The organism is Corynebacterium faecale (assembly GCF_030408735.1).
In the GTDB taxonomy this organism is placed as follows: Bacteria; Actinomycetota; Actinomycetes; order Mycobacteriales; family Mycobacteriaceae; genus Corynebacterium; species Corynebacterium faecale.
On sequence record NZ_CP047204.1, the window covers coordinates 1,880,495 to 1,896,124 of the forward strand.

The window sequence follows — 15,630 nt, forward strand, 5'->3', positions numbered from 1 at the left end:
TAAAAGGATTATTTCTCCTCAGCCGCGAGCTGCCCACAGGCTGCCGCGATCTCCTGGCCCTTGGTATCCCGCACCGTGCACGGAACGCCCTTGGCGATGACGCGACGGACGAATTCTTCCTGGCGGTCCCTGGGGGATGCATCCCACTTGGAACCCGGGGTCGGGTTCAGCGGGATGAGGTTCACGTGGACCCGGGAACCGAGCGCCTTGTGCAGCTTCTCACCCAGCATGTCAGCGCGCCAATCCTGATCATTGATATCCCGGATCAGGGCGTACTCGATGGAAACACGTCGACCGGATTTATCAGCGTAGTAGCGTGCCGCATCCAGAACCTCGGCGACAGACCAGCGATTGTTCACCGGGACGAGTTCATCGCGGAGTTCATCATCCGGGGTGTGCAGGGATACCGCGAGGGTGACGGACATGTCTTCGTCGGCAAGCTTGCGGATGGCCGGAGCCAGACCGACGGTGGACACGGTGACACTGCGCTGGGAGATGCCGAAACCCTCCGGAGACGGCTGCGTGATCTGACGTACTGCGGAGACCACACGCTTATAGTTGGCCAGGGGCTCACCCATGCCCATGAACACGATATTGGAGAGACGACCCCCCTCGGCATGCATGGTGGCGGCGGCATTGCGAACCTGATCCACGATCTCGCCGATGGACAGGTTGCGGTCGAGGCCGCCCTGACCGGTGGCGCAGAATGGACAGGCCATGCCACAACCCGCCTGCGAGGAGATACACAGGGTGGCGCGGTCCGGGTAGCGCATGAGCACAGACTCCAGAAGGGTGCCGTCGTGGAGTTTCCACAGCGTCTTCTGGGTGTCCTCATCATCGGCCTCCACGACGCGCAGAGGTTCCATCAGCGTCGGGAACAGGGCCTCTTTGACCTTGGAGCGGACCGCTTCAGGCAGGTCAGTCATGGTGGTCGGGTCGGCTTCAAGACGGCCGTAGTAGTGACGGGCGATCTGGTTCAGTCGAAATTTGGGCAGGCCTAGTTCAGAAAGCGCCTCGATCCGTTGTTCATCGGAGAGATCAGCGAAGTGAGCTGGTGGCATACCGCGCTTGGGGGCAGAAAATACCAATGGTAAGGGTGTAGCCATAATGATCCCATTGTTGCACGTCGGTGGCCCAACAGTCTAACTTCCGCGGGCAGGATCACCGCAGGGCCGGCGGTGTGACCTGATCCGGTTCCACCGCGCGGTGGCCGCTTGAGGCGGCCTGTGCTTGTCGACGACCCACCTCACTATCAATCAATTCAATATCAATAGGGGGGAATATGTGGCGGAACCCATAAACCGGGAGTTCAATAGGACTATGACTACTGAACCAGGACGCACCAACGAGCCGTTGCCCGAAACCGGTCCCGGTCTCGATCCGGACCCCACCGTCACCCCTCACACCCCGGCGGTCCCCGCCATCAGGGAGGAGAACCAGCCAAACAGCGAACCCAAGCAACCGAAATCAGATGCGCGTTCCGGTTCCACCCGCACCGTGGCCGGTGGAACCTGGGTGTCACTGGTCGTGGGTGCCCTGCTGTTGATCATCCTGCTGGCATTCATCCTGCAGAATCAGGACCCCGTGGAAATGAACATATTCACCTGGTCATTTGAATTCCCCGCAGGCATTGGCTTCTTGCTGTGCGCAGTCACCGGGGCGCTGATCATGGCCATTGTGGGCGGCGTCCGGATGTTCGAGTACAAACGCAAAATCAAAAAGATGGAAAAGGTTCTGTCCTGACACACTATGACCATGACGAAGGGGCCTACACCGGATTAATTCCCGTGTAGGCCCCCTTGGGCGGTGAGGTGAACTCAACCCGCGTAGGAGCTGCTGACCGCACTCAGGATCAGCCAGGTCACCATAGCCGAGGGCAGCATGCCATCGAGACGGTCCATGAGCCCTCCGTGGCCGGGCAACAGATTGGACATGTCCTTGATACCCAGATCCCGCTTGAACTGGGATTCCACCAGGTCACCCAGGGTTGCGCAGATCACCAGGCAGATGCCGAGAATGACACCCAGCCACCAGTGGTGATTGAGGAGGAAGTGCACGGCGAGGGCTCCCGTGGCCGAACCCAGCAGGATCGAGCCGGCGAAACCCTCCCAGGATTTCTTCGGGCTGACCGCTGGCGCCATCGGATGCGAGCCGAAGAACACACCTGCGATATAGCCACCCACATCAGAGCCCACCACGCACAGCATGAAGGTGAGAATGAAGAAGATCCCCGGCACATCATTGTTCTCCATAAGGGACAACATCGCCGCGAAGCTTCCGAAAAGCGGAATCCACGTGAGAACAAAAATTCCTACCGACGTGTCACGCAGGTAGTTCTTCGCTTCCTTTTCCGGACCATTGTAGAAGATCCGGAAGAACATCAGAACCAGAACCGTAGCCACATAGGAGGAGAGGATTCCGGAGGTTTCGAACGCCCACGAGAACCACACCATCGCCTGCCCACCGATGATCATGATCGGCATGGGGAGGTGATACCCGGACTCCTTGAGCCTGCCACCCACCTCCCAGGTGGCCACAGCGATGGCGCCTGCAACGAGAAGATACCAACCCCATGGGCTGAGCAGGATGCCCACGACCACCAGGAGAGCGAGGCCCACGCCTACGCCGATGGCGGCCTTCAGGTCTCTGCCCGCACTGTTTTTGGGTTTGGGCATCCGCATGGTCCGGTGATGATGCTCCGGATCACTCATGGGGTTCTCCTCGTTCGTTGTGAGTCTCTGATGGCAGCTAGTGCCGGAGTGGGCTCCCCCGCCCTCCTGATGCTGGCTGATGGTGAGGGGTGGCCCGACAGAATAAAGCGTCGCTCCCCCGTCTCGGCGGACGATGAAACGACGGATTATTCCGTGAGGTGATGTCGGTCCCTAGACCTCCATCAGCTCGGCTTCCTTCCTGGACACGATCTCGTCGACCTGCTCGATATAACGTGCAGTGACCTTGTCCAGCTCCTTCTCTGCTGCCACGACTTCATCTTCACCGAAGTCGCCGTCCTTCTGGAGCTTCTTCAGCTGCTCCATGCCTTTACGGCGAATATTGCGGACGGCGATCTTTCCGTCCTCGCCTTTACCCTTGGCCATCTTGACCATGTCCCTACGGCGCTCCTCGGTGAGCTGGGGAATGGTCACACGCAGAACCTGGCCGTCATTGGTCGGGTTGACGCCGAGGTCCGAGTTACGGATGGCATTCTCAATCGCCCCCATGGAAGTCATCTCATAGGGCTTGATCAGCAGCATGCGGGGCTCCGGTACGGAGATACTCGACATCTGGGTGATCGGGGTGGGCACGCCATAGTAATCAGCGGTGACGCGGTTGAACATCGCCGGGTTGGCGCGACCGGTGCGGATGGTGATCAGGTCCTCGCGGGTGTGCTCCACGGTGTTGGACATACGATCTTCGGACTCGAAGAGGATCTCATCGATCATTAGCTTTTCTCCTGTGCCTTCGCAGTTGAGAGACTTCTTGCGGAAGCCATGTTCATTGGTAAATCTATCAGGACTCGACCAGTGTGCCGATACGCTCGCCGTTGACCGCACGTGCAATGTTGCCATCTGTCAGCAGGTTGAACACCAGAATCGGCATGTTGTTGTCCATGCAGAGGCTGAATGCGGTGGCGTCGGCGACCTTGAGGCCCTTCTCGATGACTTCCTTCGGGGTGATCTCGTCGAAAAGCTCAGCATCCGGGTTGGTGCGTGGGTCGGCGCTGTAGACCCCGTCCACGGCCTTGGCCATGAGCAGGACATCGCAACCGATTTCCAGTGCACGCTGCGCGGCGGTGGTGTCAGTGGAGAAGTACGGCATACCCATGCCGGCACCGAAGATGACCACACGGCCCTTCTCCAGGTGGCGTTCCGCGCGCAACGGCAGATATGGCTCCGCGACCTGAGCCATGTTGATGGCGGTCTGGACGCGGCAGTCCACCCCGTGCTGACCGAGGAAGTCCTGGAGAGCCAGGCAGTTCATCACAGTTCCGAGCATGCCCATGTAGTCGGAACGAGCCCGGTCCATGCCACGCTGCTGCAGCTCAGCACCACGGAAGAAGTTACCGCCACCGATGACGACCGCGATCTCTGCGCCGCTCTTGGCCACCTCGGCGATCTGACGGGCGACGTTGTCCACCACATCCGGGTCAACGCCGACTTTTCCTCCACCGAACATTTCACCTCCGAGCTTCAACATCACGCGCTTGTAGCTGGTGCGGGGTTCTTCACTCGGGGTGGTCACCGGGGTGTTCTCCTTCGGTTGATGGATGGACAGGACTTTGTGGCTTCCTGTACGTCGCTGGGGAACACTTCGACAGTGTTCCCTATTTCTGGGTCCTAATCTTACAGTGTCTCCGGCTTAACGGAGGACAGGTGCAGCCGTTTCCCAGATCACCATGGTGGGTGCCGGGGAAAGATGCATACAATTCAGCCCCGGGCATCGGGTGGATATTGATGCGCGGGGCTGATTGCTGGCATGAATCCGGGATCCGGGTTCATGCCTTCATTCACAAAGACATGGTCAAAGTGAAGTGGCGAGGAGCTTAAGCCTGGCCGACCTCGAAACGGGCGAAGGAGGTGACGTTGGCGCCAGCCTCGTCCAGGATAGCCTTGACGGTCTTCTTGCTGTCAGCAACAGAAGCCTGCTCCAGCAGGACGTTCTCCTTGTAGAAGCCGTTCAGACGTCCCTCGACGATCTTCGGGATAGCCTGCTCAGGCTTGCCCTCGTCGCGGGTGATCTGCTCGGCGATGGAGCGCTCCTTCTCGATGACGTCAGCTGGGACGTCCTCGCGGGTCAGGTAGGACGCACGCAGAGCAGCGATCTGCATGGCAGCCTGACGGGCAGCAGCTTCGGCTTCTTCGCCTTCGCCGGAGAAAGCAACCAGGACGCCGACTGCCGGTGGCAGGTCAGCGGAACGCTGGTGGAGGTAAACAGCGACTTTGTCACCATCGAGGGTGACTGCACGGCGCAGTTCGAGCTTCTCGCCGATCTTGGCGGAGAATTCCTGGAGTGCATCCTGTGCGGACTGTCCATCAACGTCGACAGCAGCAAGCTCTTCAGCGGAGTTGGCCTTGGCTGCAGCGGCAGCCTCAGCGATCTTCGCGGCGAAGTTCTTGAAGTCATCGTTCTTGGCCACGAAGTCGGTCTCAGAGTTGACCTCGATCATGGTGTTACCGGAGACGGCAACCAGGCCCTCGGTGGCGTTGCGCTCTGCGCGCTTGCCCACGTCCTTGGCACCCTTGATGCGCAGGATCTCAACAGCCTTGTCGAAGTCGCCAGCGGACTCCTCCAGTGCCTTCTTGCAGTCGAGCATGCCGGAACCGGTGAGTTCGCGGAGCTTCTTAACATCCGCAGCGGTGTAGTTCGCCATTAGGGGGCGATCCTCCTTATGTATGGATAATTAATGCTTTACAAGCTTAGGTCAGGGCACTCGGCCCCATACCTGCCCGTCTTCACGTGATCGTACATGTATCACTCAACGGGTGTGCGGAGGGCTGCACAAAAGCCCCCACGCCGCATGAAATTTTAGGTGAAAAGTTCCATCGTCGTGGGGGCCTTGAGAAAGTGCAGCTGGTACTACAGCTTATTCAGCTGCGGTCTCCGGTGCAGCTTCGGTTGCAACCTCTGCTGCAACCTCTGCTGGAGCCTCAGCCGGAGCTTCGGTTGCAGTCTCAGCCTGAGCGGCTTCCTCTGCTGGTGCTTCCTCGCCCTTTGGCTCGCCTGCAGCTTCGCGTGCGGCGGCCAGCTGGCGCTCCTCGCGTGCCTTCTTGCCCTCTTCCACAGCGGTGGAGATGACGCGGGAGAGCAGAGCGGTGGAGCGGATGGCGTCGTCGTTACCCGGAACCGGGAAGTCAACAACGTCAGGGTCACAGTTGGTGTCCAGGATGGCAACAACCGGGATGTTCAGCTTGTGAGCCTCGGAGACAGCGATGTGCTCCTTGTTGGTGTCAATGATCCACAGAGCGGAAGGGATGCGGGTCATTTCGGCGATACCGCCGAGGACGCGCTCCAGCTTGGTGCGCTCGCGGGTGAGCATGAGGGTCTCGCGCTTGGTGCGGCCATCGTAGCCACCCTCAGCAGCGTCCATTGCCTGGAGTTCCTTCATGCGGTGCAGACGCTTGGAAACGGTCTGGAAGTTGGTCAGCATTCCGCCGAGCCAACGGTGGTTCACATAAGGCATACCAACGCGGTCCGCCTCAACCTGAACAGCTTCCTGAGCCTGCTTCTTGGTGCCTACGAACAGAACGGTGCCGCCGTGGGCAACGGTCTCCTTGACGAACTCGAAGGCCTGATCGATGTAGGTCAGGGTCTGCTGGAGATCGATGATGTAGATGCCGTTGCGCTCGGTGAAGATGAAACGACGCATCTTCGGGTTCCAGCGGCGGGTCTGGTGGCCGAAGTGCACACCAGCATCGAGAAGCTCTCGCATGGTTACAACTGCCATGGTAAGCCCCTTTCTTTAAGTCTTGAATTTCGGTTTTGAAAGATTTGTGCAGGTTTTAATCCTGCACCCTAGCGATGGGTTACCTACTCAACACCCGTACACCCGAGAGTGCTGTGGGACCTGGTTGAGCTGGGCTTTTGAAGAGACCTCCAAAAATGCCACCGCGCGTAGTCAATGAAGCTGGATCGCCATACGCATGAACGCAGACAATCCGGGCACACTGCTGGAAACAGTTTACACAGGCTGACCTGCACTTCCAAACGATGAAAAAAGGGCTGTGGATAACCCATTCCAGGCCAATTCCCATCCGTCACAACTGATTCATTATCCACAGGCGGGAAACGCCATGGTGCCAAGAACCCATTTTCAGACGATGCTCAGATCATGAAAAACAGGAGACCACCGACCCTGCACACAAAGGCACGACTGGAACACCCTGGTAGAAAATCCTGCGCATCGCTGGCCGCGGTGCTGATTCTCATGACTGGCGCACTTTTCACAATCCCCACCTCTGAGGCGTCAGGCACCTCGGGGCCTTCCGGCACGCCCTCCACCTACGTCAATCCCACCTCGGGACTGCCACGGGCAGGAACCGTGATCAGAGCCTTTGATAAACCGGAGTTCAACTGGTTACCCGGACACCGCGGGGTCGATCTCCCCCTGGACATCGGTGCGGATGTTTTCAGCGCCGGCGGCGGCGTGGTTGCTTTCACCGGCGTGGTGGTGGGCACCCCGACGGTGTCCATTGATCATGATGACGGAGTGAGAACCACCTACCAACCGGTTCATGCCCACGTCTCCACCGGGGACCGGGTCGTCGCAAAGCAGAGGATTGGCTCTTTGGGGCATCCGACCACGCCCTACCCCGGCTTGCAATGGGGTGCGCGCATCGACGGGGAGTACATCAATCCGATCGGATTACTTCCCACCCCGACCATCCGGCTGAAACCCGTCACGCCCGTGGGTGTGCCTGCCGGAACGCATCGAGTAGGCGTTGGGAACTGACGTGGGTGTAGATCTGTGTGGTCTGCAGGGAGGAATGCCCCAGCATTTCCTGGACCTGGCGGAGATCCGCCCCACCATCAAGAAGGTGGGTGGCCGCGGTGTGACGCAGTGAGTGGGGTGAGAGGTGATCCACTCCCGACACCATTGCAGCACGGTCCACGATGCGCCGAATCTGGCGGGTATCGATCCGTTTGCCGCGAACCCCCACGAACAGGGCATCATCAACCTTGGCCATCTGACAACGCACATCCAGCCACTGCCCCACGGCGTCATCAGCAGCCTCGCCGAAGGGGATCATACGTTCCTTATTGCCCTTGCCCAATACCCGCACCATTCTGCGGTGACGGTCCACATCATCCAGATCCAGACCGCACAACTCCGACACGCGCATGCCGGTGGCATAGAGCAGTTCAAGGATCGCGGAGTCACGGCGGTATTCCTCTTCAGTCGATGACGCCGCATTCGCCACAAACTCGCCGGCCTGGGTCTGCCCGAGAATTTTAGGGAGGTCCCGGCTGACCCGGGGTGATACCAGGCGGGCGGCTTCATCTGTGTCAATGAAGCCATTCTTCACAGCCCAGGTGGAGAATGATTTCACGGACGCTGTACGGCGCGCGAGCGTTGCCCGGGTCTTGCCTTCCTCCACGGCCTGCCCGAGCCATGCGCGGAGATTGCTCAGGGTAAAGGAACTCAGGTCCTGGATCGATGCCGCCAGGCTGCGCAGGTCAGAACGATATCCCCGCACCGTCGCCTCGGATCTGCCGACGACGAGCGTGAGGTAGTCACAGAAATCATCAATGGCGGTGAGCATCTGGGTGGATTCAGGTGCGGCGGTCATGGGCTCACCACCCTGTACCGGGTTGCCCGTTCCCGATGCCCGCTCCCCGCTTCGAACAAAGCTTCAACCATAGTTTCAAATTTGGCTTCAAGAATGGTGGAAGGCGACACGGGACACACGATCCATGCCGCCTTCACTTCTGACTCACCCATACTGCACAACCCTAGCGTGTTGCGCCCCCACCTCGACAGGGGCGGTCACTGCATTCTCCAGGGAACCAGCCCGAACCCCAGAGAACTTCACTTAGGCTTGCCTCACATACTTTAATGTGCGTGAGTGACCTCCGCAAGCCTTTTCCCGAAATTAATCTCAGTCCCCTATAGCCCTGTCACCTGGCGCTTCTCCGCCGGAAGGAACCACCCTGCCCCACCTGGTGCCTTCGCGGGTGATCACACCCCGTTTATCCAATTCCACGAGAAGGTGAACCACCAGAGCGAGGGACAGCCCGGTATCGGAGGCGATGTCGCTCACCTCCCTGGGCAGAGATCCCAATGAATCAAAGACACGCAATTCATTCCGGCTCAGTCCCTGAATGGGGTTGGCGGCAAAGTTGAGCTCATATTGTTCATGCGGATCCAGGCCACCGATGGCACCGAGCAGTGAACGAACCTCATCACCGCTGCACACCATCTCTGCCTGCCCCGTCCGGATTCTCTCATGGCACCCCAGCGAACCGGCGGTGGTGACCGGCCCGGGCACGGCCATGGCCACCCGCCCCAGCCCTGAAGCCCAACTGAGGGTATTCAAGGCACCAGAGCGCCAGGCCGCCTCTGTGACCACCGTGCCCTGTGACAACGCCGCCACCAGGCGGTTACGGGTGAGGAACCGATGACGCTGTGGAGGGGTCCCCGGTGGGTACTCGCTGATGATCGCCCCGGCCTTCTTCTGCACGATCTCATTAAAAAGCGCCTGGTTGCGCGCCGGATAGGACCGGTCCAGTCCGCATGCGGCGACCATCACCGTGCTTCCCCCGGCGTGCACCGCAGAAGTATGGGCGACGGTATCCACCCCGAGCGCGCCCCCCGAGATGATCGTCCACTGGTGGGGCACCAGGGTGTCCACCATCATGCGCGTGACATCCCGGCCATAGTGGCTGACTGCTCGGGTGCCCACGATGGCCACAGCCTGGGAGGTCAATGACTGCAGGTCCCTGCCGCGCACCCACAGCGCATGGGGTGGCACGGCATCCTCCTGGTAGGTGCGGACATGCTCGCTCATCCCTGATGCCGCGAACCCGAAGGCATGATCAAATTCTGCCGTGGGCCACTCCCGGTCCTCCGGGGTGATGAGGCGCCCATCCATCGCGAGGAGTTTCTCCAGATCCTGTTGAGCGGTATCCCAGTCATGGCGGGAGGCTGTTTCTTTCAGCAGATCCCCGATCCAGGGCTCCCGGTGACGGACCCCGTGGGCGATCGCCTCTGGGTCCCTGCCCTGTGTGAGCAGGTAGTGGAGATGGGCACTCGGCCCCTCCACCACCCGGGAAAGGTATGCCCAGGCCTTCAGCCGGTCGGTGATGGTGGCGCTCATGCCACTACCTCCAGGCTGGTGGTTCCACGCAATTGAAGTGCCCGCGCCACATGGTCCAGGTTCGGGCGATCCCCGCCCTCCAAGTCACATAGGGTCCAGGACAGTTTCAAAGCCCGGTCCACGCCTCTCTGGGAGACCGCCCCGTCAGCCAGGAACACCCCGAGATACGCCATGGCCCCCTCATCAGCCGGGAATTCCCGCCTCAGGCGGTGTGGGTCGACGGTGGCGTTGACCGTGTCGCGCAACCCGGCGCGCGACCACCTGACTGCTTGTCGATGCCTGGCCTCCCGCACCCGTTCCGCGATCGGCGCGGTGGCCTCCTCCCCGGTGTTACTCAGGACTGCACCGCGGGCATGCGTCTGTACCATGAGATCCAGACGATCCCGAAGTGGCCCGGAGAGATTGTTGAGATAGTTCGCGCGGGCTGATCCGGTGCAGGTGCAGTCGGTGGGTTGCTCAGCCCCACATCTGCAAAGATTGGCCGCCATGACCAGCTGGAAACTGGCGGGGAAGGTGATGTCCTGCCGGGAGCGGACTATCCGGACTGTGCCGCACTCCAAGGGCGTGCGAAGGGTGTCAAGGATGGATGCTGGAATCTCACTGACCTCATCCAGAAACAGGACTCCATGATGAGCCAAGCTGACTGCACCGGGCAGGGGGTTACCCGATCCCCCGCCCAACAGTGCAGCTCTACTCACACTGTGGTGTGGAGCCACGAACGGTGCTTGAAGTACGGGGCCGTCGAAAGTCCTGCCTGCCACCGAATGCACCACGGTGGCCTCAATGCGTTGTTGTTCATCCAGGGGGGGCAGGAGACCGGGAAGCCGCTGGGCGATCATCGACTTCCCCGAACCCGGAGGGCCCAGCATCATCATGTGGTGGCCCCCGGCCGCAGCCACCTCAGCTGCGAACCTGGCCTCCGGTTGCCCCACCACATCACGCATATCGGGGTGTGATTCCGAAGGGAGTTCCAGGCGCCGCGGAGCCTGATCCAGATCCACCAGTCCATCCAACCAACCGACAATATCCCGGAGGTTGTCCGCCAGATATACCCGCGGCTGATCCATCAAACCGGCTTCTGCATGGTTACCCGCGGGAATCACCACGGTGTCCACGCCCGTGTCACGGGCAGCGAGCAGCGCCGGCAGGATACCCGTGACGGGGACCAGGGTTCCGTCCAGTGCCACCTCTCCCAGAAACATGGTGGCTGCGGCGTTCCGCTGAAAATCCCGGTCCTTACTCTGCGCCGCCAGAACGGCAACCGCCATGGCCAGATCGAGGTGGGAGCCACTCTTTCGCACCGATGCCGGGGATAGGCTGATGATGACTTTGGTTTTGGGCCAGGCCAACGAGCTGTTCGCCACCGCTGTCCTGATACGGTCACGGCTTTCTGTGATGGAGGCATCTGCCAGGCCCACCACGAAGGTTCCCGGCAGACCGGGGCCGACATTGGCCTCCACTGTCACCACCATCGCTGTCACTCCAGACGGTGCCGTGGTCAGTGATCTACCGAGCGCCATGGGTGACCCCCTCAAAACAGTCCACCACAAAGTGGCCGGTGTGGGGTTCAACCCTCACGGTCACCACATCGAAGCGGATGTCCCGATATGGTTTCCCCTTCAGCCAGGCTGCAGCGACGTGTCTCATCCGGGAGAGTTTCCTCGGTGTCACTGATTCCGCGACCCCGAATCCTTCACCCCGTCTGGTTTTCACCTCCACGAAAACCGTGGTGCCATCGGGGTCCTCGACGACGAGATCGATCTCGCCGAATGGATAGCGGACGTTGCGTTCCAGCACCTGATAGCCCTGCCGGAAATACCGGGCGGCCACCAGGTTCTCCCCCACCGCACCTAAATCATTATTGCTCGTGTGCATCTCATTCCCCCTTGTCGATCAGTTAATGTGCCCTGATCTCACCGCAGATAACCTGTGACGCACAAGGGCATGGGAAAAGCCCCACAGGTGGGCTGGGGATGAGTGCGATTCATCCACAGGCAGAACCCTGCGGGGCTTGACAGGAAGAGCTGGAACTTACTCCGGGATGATGATGTCCGGCTTGTCCAGTTCTTCGATATTGACATCCTTGTACGTGATCACGCGGACATAGCGCACGAAGCGGGCAGAGCGGTACATGTCCCATACCCAGGCATCCGACATGCGGACTTCGTAGTAGATATCCTTGCCGTCGTTGTGAGGGATCAGCTGTACGGCGTTGGCCAGGTAGAAGCGTCGCTCAGTTTCCACAACATAGGAGAACTGGCTGACCACATCGCGGTATTCGCGGTACAGCGACAGCTCAACCTCGGCCTCATAATTGTCGAGTTCCTCAGCGCTCATACTCCACCTTCCATCTGTTCATCCGCCTGCGTCAGAGGGCGATCACGCAACCATTCGCGGTGCGCTTTCGCCACATTTGCATAACTATAACGGTGCTGGGGGCTTGCGCCGTGACGGCGCACCGCATCCATGTGCACCTTGGTGCTGTATCCCTTGTGCCCGTCCAGACCATACTCGGGATAATCCACAGACATTCCGATCATGATCTCATCGCGGGTTTGTTTCGCCAGCACGCTGGCTGCAGCGATACACCGCGCCGCCGCATCCCCGCCGATGACCGGCAGGGACGGACAGGGTAATCCGGGGATCTGATAGGCATCGGTCAGGACATATCCGGGGCGCACCGACAACCCTGCCACCGCCCGCCGCATGCCGGAGATATTCGCATGCTGGATCCCAGAATTATCAATGTCTGCAGCGGAGATACTTATTATTGACCAGGCCAGAGCATGTTTTTTCACCAGGGGCATCAGCTGGGCCCGCAGCCCGGCAGAAAGCTGCTTGGAGTCCGTCAGCGCGGCAAGCTCCGCAATCGGGTTGTCCGGGAGGATACAGGCGGCGATGGTGATCGGACCGCAGCAGGCACCACGGCCTGCTTCATCAACACCGGCGACGGGCCCCAGCCCGTGGCGCGACAGCGCAACCTCAAAGGTGCGCAGCTGCTTCAGGCGACGCAGCGTTGCCAAGCTGGACCACCAATCTGGTTAGAAGATATGAGTTAAAGGTGCGGGAGGTGGGGCGTCGATAAGCAGGTTTTTAACCCTGGATGTCCGGGTTATCCACGCCACCGATGCGGCTGAACGGCAGGAAGATGAACTGGACCTTGCCTTTGATGTTCTCCTCCGGGATGGTGCCCTGGTGCTCATCGCCGATGTGGGCGCGGGAGTCGAGGGAGTTGGTGCGGTTATCGCCCATCATGAAGTAATTGCCCTCAGGAACGGTGAGTGGACCAAAGTAGTCACCACCGCAAGCCTCGGAACCGGTATTGGGGTTCACCGGATACTGCAGCGGCTGGAGGGTGTAGCTGTCATCCACCGCAGCCCCGTCAACCATCACACCTGGATCACCTTCCTGGCAGGACACGGTCTGTCCACCTGTGGCGATGATGCGCTTGACCAGATCATTTTCATCCGGGGCAATCAGGCCGACATAGGAACCCAGGTTCTGCAGGCCGCGGACGGCTGCATTATCGGAACGCTGGGTGGTGAAACCGACATTCCAGGAATCAGTACCCTTGAACACCACCACATCACCCGGTTCCGGATCCGTGAAATAGTAGGACACCTTCTCCACCATGATGCGGTCACCAGTACACCCCTCACAACCGTGGAGGGTGGGTTCCATCGATCCACTGGGGATCATGTAGGGCCGACCCACGAAGGTCTGCAGCACGAAGATCAGCACCAGGGTGAGCACCACCACGATCGGGATCTCGATGTACCACGGGGTCGACTTCGCCTTGGCACCGTCTTCGGACTTCCCGGCGCGCGTACTGCCGCTGTTCGCTGATCCTGAATTACGGGACCGGCCTTCTGCCCGTTCTCCCTCGGCGGGGTTGCGGGAGGAATCGTCAGCGTTGGATGCACCAGGAAGATCAGTCACGATGTCTCACTCTAGCAGCGCACCGATCATCACTGCTCAAGCCACGCAAGGACACCGACAGGGACCCCGCAGGCCCTCCCAGGTTGGACACGTAGACTGATCAGCTGTGTCCACCAACGATTCTTCTTCGTCTGCACCCATGAGTTCAGCTGGGATGACAACCGAAACCATGACCCAACGCTCACCGTTCCGGGTGCTCTTGACCATGCTCGCCCACCACAAAGGTGCCTTGTCGCTGGCATTGGGGTTATCCGTGCTGGGGGCGGTGTTGTCACTGCTCCAGCCGATGCTGATCAACACCATCATTTCCCGCATCAACGAAGCACCGATCGCCCCCTTGGTCTGGGGGCTCGTTGGGTTGCTGGTGGTGTCATCCGTGGTGACGGCTCTCCAGCTCTATGTGATGACCCTGACCGCCGAGGCGGCTGTACTGAGCACAAGAAAACAGCTGGTGGCCCGCATGCTCCGCCTGCCGATCCCGGTCTACGACAGTCACCGTGCCGGTGACCTGGTCACACGGCTGGGGTCTGACACCACCCTCATCCGTGCTGCGTTTACAGGTGGGCTTATCGACGCAATCGGTGGCTCAGTGATGATGGTCGGCGCAATCATCCTCATGGCGCTGATTGATCCGATGATGTTGGGGATCGTCCTGGGCGTGGTTGTGCTCACCATGGTGGTGGTGATCGGTGTATCCAGGTTCATTCAGAAATACACCAAGAAGGCCCAGGCAGCGGTGGGTGAACTCGGAGCTGACATGGACCGCGCACTGGGTGCCATCCGCACGATCCGCGCGACCGGCGCAGCACCCCGGGTGGAGGATGGATTGAATGCCGATGCCCGGGAGGCCTTTGATATGGGCGTGGTGGTGGCGAAGATCGGTGCAGCTCTCCGCCCCGCCACAGGCCTGGCCATGCAGGGTAGTTTCCTGGTGGTCCTGGGAATTGGTGGTGCACGGGTGGCCGCCGGTGAGATCACGGTGGCCGACCTGGTCTCCTTCGTGCTGTACCTGTTCATGGTGTCCATGCCCCTGGGACAGATCTTCGGCGCCATCACCACGGTACGCCAAGCCATGGGTGCCATCGAGCGCATCTCGGAGATCATGGACGAGGAACCGGAATCCACCCACGGGGCACCTGCCCGGCCGGCACGCGACATCACCTTTGACCACGTCACCTTCAGCTATGACGGTCACACGGATGTGCTGAAGGATGTCAGCTTCCACATCCCGGCGGGTAAGAAAACCGCCTTTGTCGGGCCTTCCGGATCGGGTAAATCCACCACCCTCGCCCTGATCGAACGGTTCTACGATGTGGATTCAGGTCGGATCCTGCTGGGTGACCAGGACACCGCCGAACTGTCGAGAGCCTCTATCCGCAGCATCATTGGATATGTGGAACAGGAAGCCGCGGTGCTGTCCGGAACGGTGAGGGAAAATCTCCAGTTAGGTGCCGCAGCCGCCACCGATGATCGCTGCTGGCAGGCCCTGGACCAGGTGAATCTACGTTCCCGGGTCGAGGAGGCGGATGGGTTGGACACCGTCCTCGGTGATCGTGGCCTCAGCCTGTCCGGCGGTCAACGGCAGCGGTTGGCACTGGCCCGCATGCTTCTCATGGACACCCCTGTCCTCCTACTCGATGAACCCACCAGTGCAGTGGATTCCCACAACGAACAGCTGATCCTCGATTCCATCGATGCCATCGCCGAGGACCGCACCCTCGTGGTGGTGGCCCACCGGCTGTCCACGGTGACAGACGCTGATCAGATCATCGTGATTGATGAGGGGCGTGTGGCTGCCACCGGTACCCATACGGAACTGTTGTCCACCAGCCCTATCTACAAGGATCTGGCATCCCGCCAACTCCTGGACGGTTAATTC

At 60.3% G+C, this 15,630-nt stretch carries 16 protein-coding genes; 3 read left to right on the forward strand and 13 right to left on the reverse strand.

Features of this window, described 5'->3' with window-relative positions:
* Positions 1–8: 8 nt before the first annotated feature.
* Positions 9–1,106, reverse strand: coding sequence for a dual-specificity RNA methyltransferase RlmN (rlmN, locus tag CFAEC_RS08585; RefSeq protein WP_290275994.1), 1,098 nt, complete (start codon positions 1,104–1,106; stop codon positions 9–11).
* A 214-nt stretch (positions 1,107–1,320) separates the two neighbouring features.
* Here rlmN and CFAEC_RS08590 point away from each other — a divergent pair, with 214 nt between their 5' ends.
* Positions 1,321–1,743 carry a LapA family protein gene (locus CFAEC_RS08590; RefSeq protein WP_290275996.1) on the forward strand — a complete coding sequence of 141 codons (423 nt, stop codon included), beginning with the start codon at positions 1,321–1,323 and terminating at the stop codon, positions 1,741–1,743.
* Positions 1,744–1,817: 74 nt separating this feature from the next.
* Here CFAEC_RS08590 and CFAEC_RS08595 read toward each other — a convergent pair whose 3' ends face one another.
* The 5 genes from CFAEC_RS08595 to rpsB all read right to left on the reverse strand — a co-directional run bounded on the left by CFAEC_RS08595 (position 1,818) and on the right by rpsB (position 6,442).
* On the reverse strand, positions 1,818–2,711 hold the full coding sequence (locus CFAEC_RS08595; protein ID WP_290275998.1) for a phosphatidate cytidylyltransferase: 894 nt from the start codon (positions 2,709–2,711) through the stop codon (positions 1,818–1,820).
* 171 nt (positions 2,712–2,882) lie between these two features.
* Positions 2,883–3,440, reverse strand: a complete 558-nt coding sequence (gene frr, locus CFAEC_RS08600) for a ribosome recycling factor (protein ID WP_290276001.1) — start codon at positions 3,438–3,440, stop codon at positions 2,883–2,885.
* A 67-nt stretch (positions 3,441–3,507) separates the two neighbouring features.
* The gene (gene pyrH / locus CFAEC_RS08605) at positions 3,508–4,239 is read right to left on the reverse strand and encodes a UMP kinase (protein ID WP_290276002.1); all 732 of its coding nucleotides are present in this window, start codon (positions 4,237–4,239) and stop codon (positions 3,508–3,510) included.
* 301 nt (positions 4,240–4,540) lie between these two features.
* Entirely contained in the window at positions 4,541–5,368 is an 828-nt protein-coding gene (gene tsf, locus CFAEC_RS08610) for a translation elongation factor Ts (RefSeq protein WP_290276003.1), read from the reverse strand.
* A 213-nt stretch (positions 5,369–5,581) separates the two neighbouring features.
* On the reverse strand, positions 5,582–6,442 hold the full coding sequence (gene rpsB, locus CFAEC_RS08615; RefSeq protein ID WP_290276004.1) for a 30S ribosomal protein S2: 861 nt from the start codon (positions 6,440–6,442) through the stop codon (positions 5,582–5,584).
* 480 nt (positions 6,443–6,922) lie between these two features.
* On the opposite strand from rpsB, the gene CFAEC_RS08620 reads away from it, so the two are divergent.
* Positions 6,923–7,447 carry a M23 family metallopeptidase gene (locus tag CFAEC_RS08620; RefSeq protein WP_290276005.1) on the forward strand — a complete coding sequence of 175 codons (525 nt, stop codon included), beginning with the start codon at positions 6,923–6,925 and terminating at the stop codon, positions 7,445–7,447.
* Here CFAEC_RS08620 and CFAEC_RS08625 read toward each other — a convergent pair.
* The 7 genes from CFAEC_RS08625 to lepB all read right to left on the reverse strand — a co-directional run bounded on the left by CFAEC_RS08625 (position 7,395) and on the right by lepB (position 13,751).
* On the reverse strand, positions 7,395–8,285 hold the full coding sequence (locus CFAEC_RS08625) for a tyrosine recombinase XerC (protein ID WP_290276007.1): 891 nt from the start codon (positions 8,283–8,285) through the stop codon (positions 7,395–7,397). The two genes, CFAEC_RS08620 and CFAEC_RS08625, sit on opposite strands and share 53 nt — an antisense overlap.
* 309 nt (positions 8,286–8,594) lie before the next feature.
* Complete coding sequence (gene dprA, locus CFAEC_RS08630) at positions 8,595–9,812, reverse strand: DNA-processing protein DprA (RefSeq protein ID WP_290276008.1); 1,218 nt, start codon at positions 9,810–9,812, stop codon at positions 8,595–8,597.
* The gene (locus tag CFAEC_RS08635; RefSeq protein ID WP_290276009.1) at positions 9,809–11,332 is read right to left on the reverse strand and encodes a YifB family Mg chelatase-like AAA ATPase; all 1,524 of its coding nucleotides are present in this window, start codon (positions 11,330–11,332) and stop codon (positions 9,809–9,811) included. Before CFAEC_RS08635 ends, dprA begins: the two co-directional genes overlap by 4 nt.
* The gene (locus CFAEC_RS08640; protein ID WP_290276011.1) at positions 11,319–11,687 is read right to left on the reverse strand and encodes a YraN family protein; all 369 of its coding nucleotides are present in this window, start codon (positions 11,685–11,687) and stop codon (positions 11,319–11,321) included. The genes CFAEC_RS08635 and CFAEC_RS08640 overlap by 14 nt, the downstream gene beginning before the upstream one ends.
* A 156-nt stretch (positions 11,688–11,843) precedes the next feature.
* Positions 11,844–12,149 carry a DUF2469 domain-containing protein gene (locus CFAEC_RS08645; protein ID WP_290276013.1) on the reverse strand — a complete coding sequence of 102 codons (306 nt, stop codon included), beginning with the start codon at positions 12,147–12,149 and terminating at the stop codon, positions 11,844–11,846.
* Positions 12,146–12,826 (reverse strand): ribonuclease HII, encoded by a 681-nt coding sequence (locus CFAEC_RS08650; protein ID WP_435384282.1) that lies wholly within the window; start codon positions 12,824–12,826, stop codon positions 12,146–12,148. Before CFAEC_RS08650 ends, CFAEC_RS08645 begins: the two co-directional genes overlap by 4 nt.
* A 79-nt stretch (positions 12,827–12,905) precedes the next feature.
* Positions 12,906–13,751 carry a signal peptidase I gene (gene lepB, locus CFAEC_RS08655; protein WP_290276016.1) on the reverse strand — a complete coding sequence of 282 codons (846 nt, stop codon included), beginning with the start codon at positions 13,749–13,751 and terminating at the stop codon, positions 12,906–12,908.
* Between the two features lie 106 nt (positions 13,752–13,857).
* Here lepB and CFAEC_RS08660 point away from each other — a divergent pair, with 106 nt between their 5' ends.
* Positions 13,858–15,627 (forward strand): ABC transporter ATP-binding protein, encoded by a 1,770-nt coding sequence (locus CFAEC_RS08660; protein ID WP_353960106.1) that lies wholly within the window; start codon positions 13,858–13,860, stop codon positions 15,625–15,627.
* Positions 15,628–15,630: the final 3 nt, after the last annotated feature.

Bases quoted from the DNA above. Each gene is read 5' to 3' on its own strand.
- rlmN (WP_290275994.1), bottom strand. From the start codon at position 1,106: ATGGCTACACCCTTACCATTGGTATTTTCTGCCCCCAAGCGCGGTATG.
- CFAEC_RS08590 (WP_290275996.1), top strand. From the start codon at position 1,321: ATGACTACTGAACCAGGACGCACCAACGAGCCGTTGCCCGAAACCGGT.
- CFAEC_RS08595 (WP_290275998.1), bottom strand. From the start codon at position 2,711: ATGAGTGATCCGGAGCATCATCACCGGACCATGCGGATGCCCAAACCC.
- frr (WP_290276001.1), bottom strand. From the start codon at position 3,440: ATGATCGATGAGATCCTCTTCGAGTCCGAAGATCGTATGTCCAACACC.
- tsf (WP_290276003.1), bottom strand. From the start codon at position 5,368: ATGGCGAACTACACCGCTGCGGATGTTAAGAAGCTCCGCGAACTCACC.
- rpsB (WP_290276004.1), bottom strand. From the start codon at position 6,442: ATGGCAGTTGTAACCATGCGAGAGCTTCTCGATGCTGGTGTGCACTTC.
- CFAEC_RS08620 (WP_290276005.1), top strand. From the start codon at position 6,923: ATGACTGGCGCACTTTTCACAATCCCCACCTCTGAGGCGTCAGGCACC.
- CFAEC_RS08625 (WP_290276007.1), bottom strand. From the start codon at position 8,285: ATGACCGCCGCACCTGAATCCACCCAGATGCTCACCGCCATTGATGAT.
- dprA (WP_290276008.1), bottom strand. From the start codon at position 9,812: ATGAGCGCCACCATCACCGACCGGCTGAAGGCCTGGGCATACCTTTCC.
- CFAEC_RS08635 (WP_290276009.1), bottom strand. From the start codon at position 11,332: ATGGCGCTCGGTAGATCACTGACCACGGCACCGTCTGGAGTGACAGCG.
- CFAEC_RS08640 (WP_290276011.1), bottom strand. From the start codon at position 11,687: ATGCACACGAGCAATAATGATTTAGGTGCGGTGGGGGAGAACCTGGTG.
- CFAEC_RS08645 (WP_290276013.1), bottom strand. From the start codon at position 12,149: ATGAGCGCTGAGGAACTCGACAATTATGAGGCCGAGGTTGAGCTGTCG.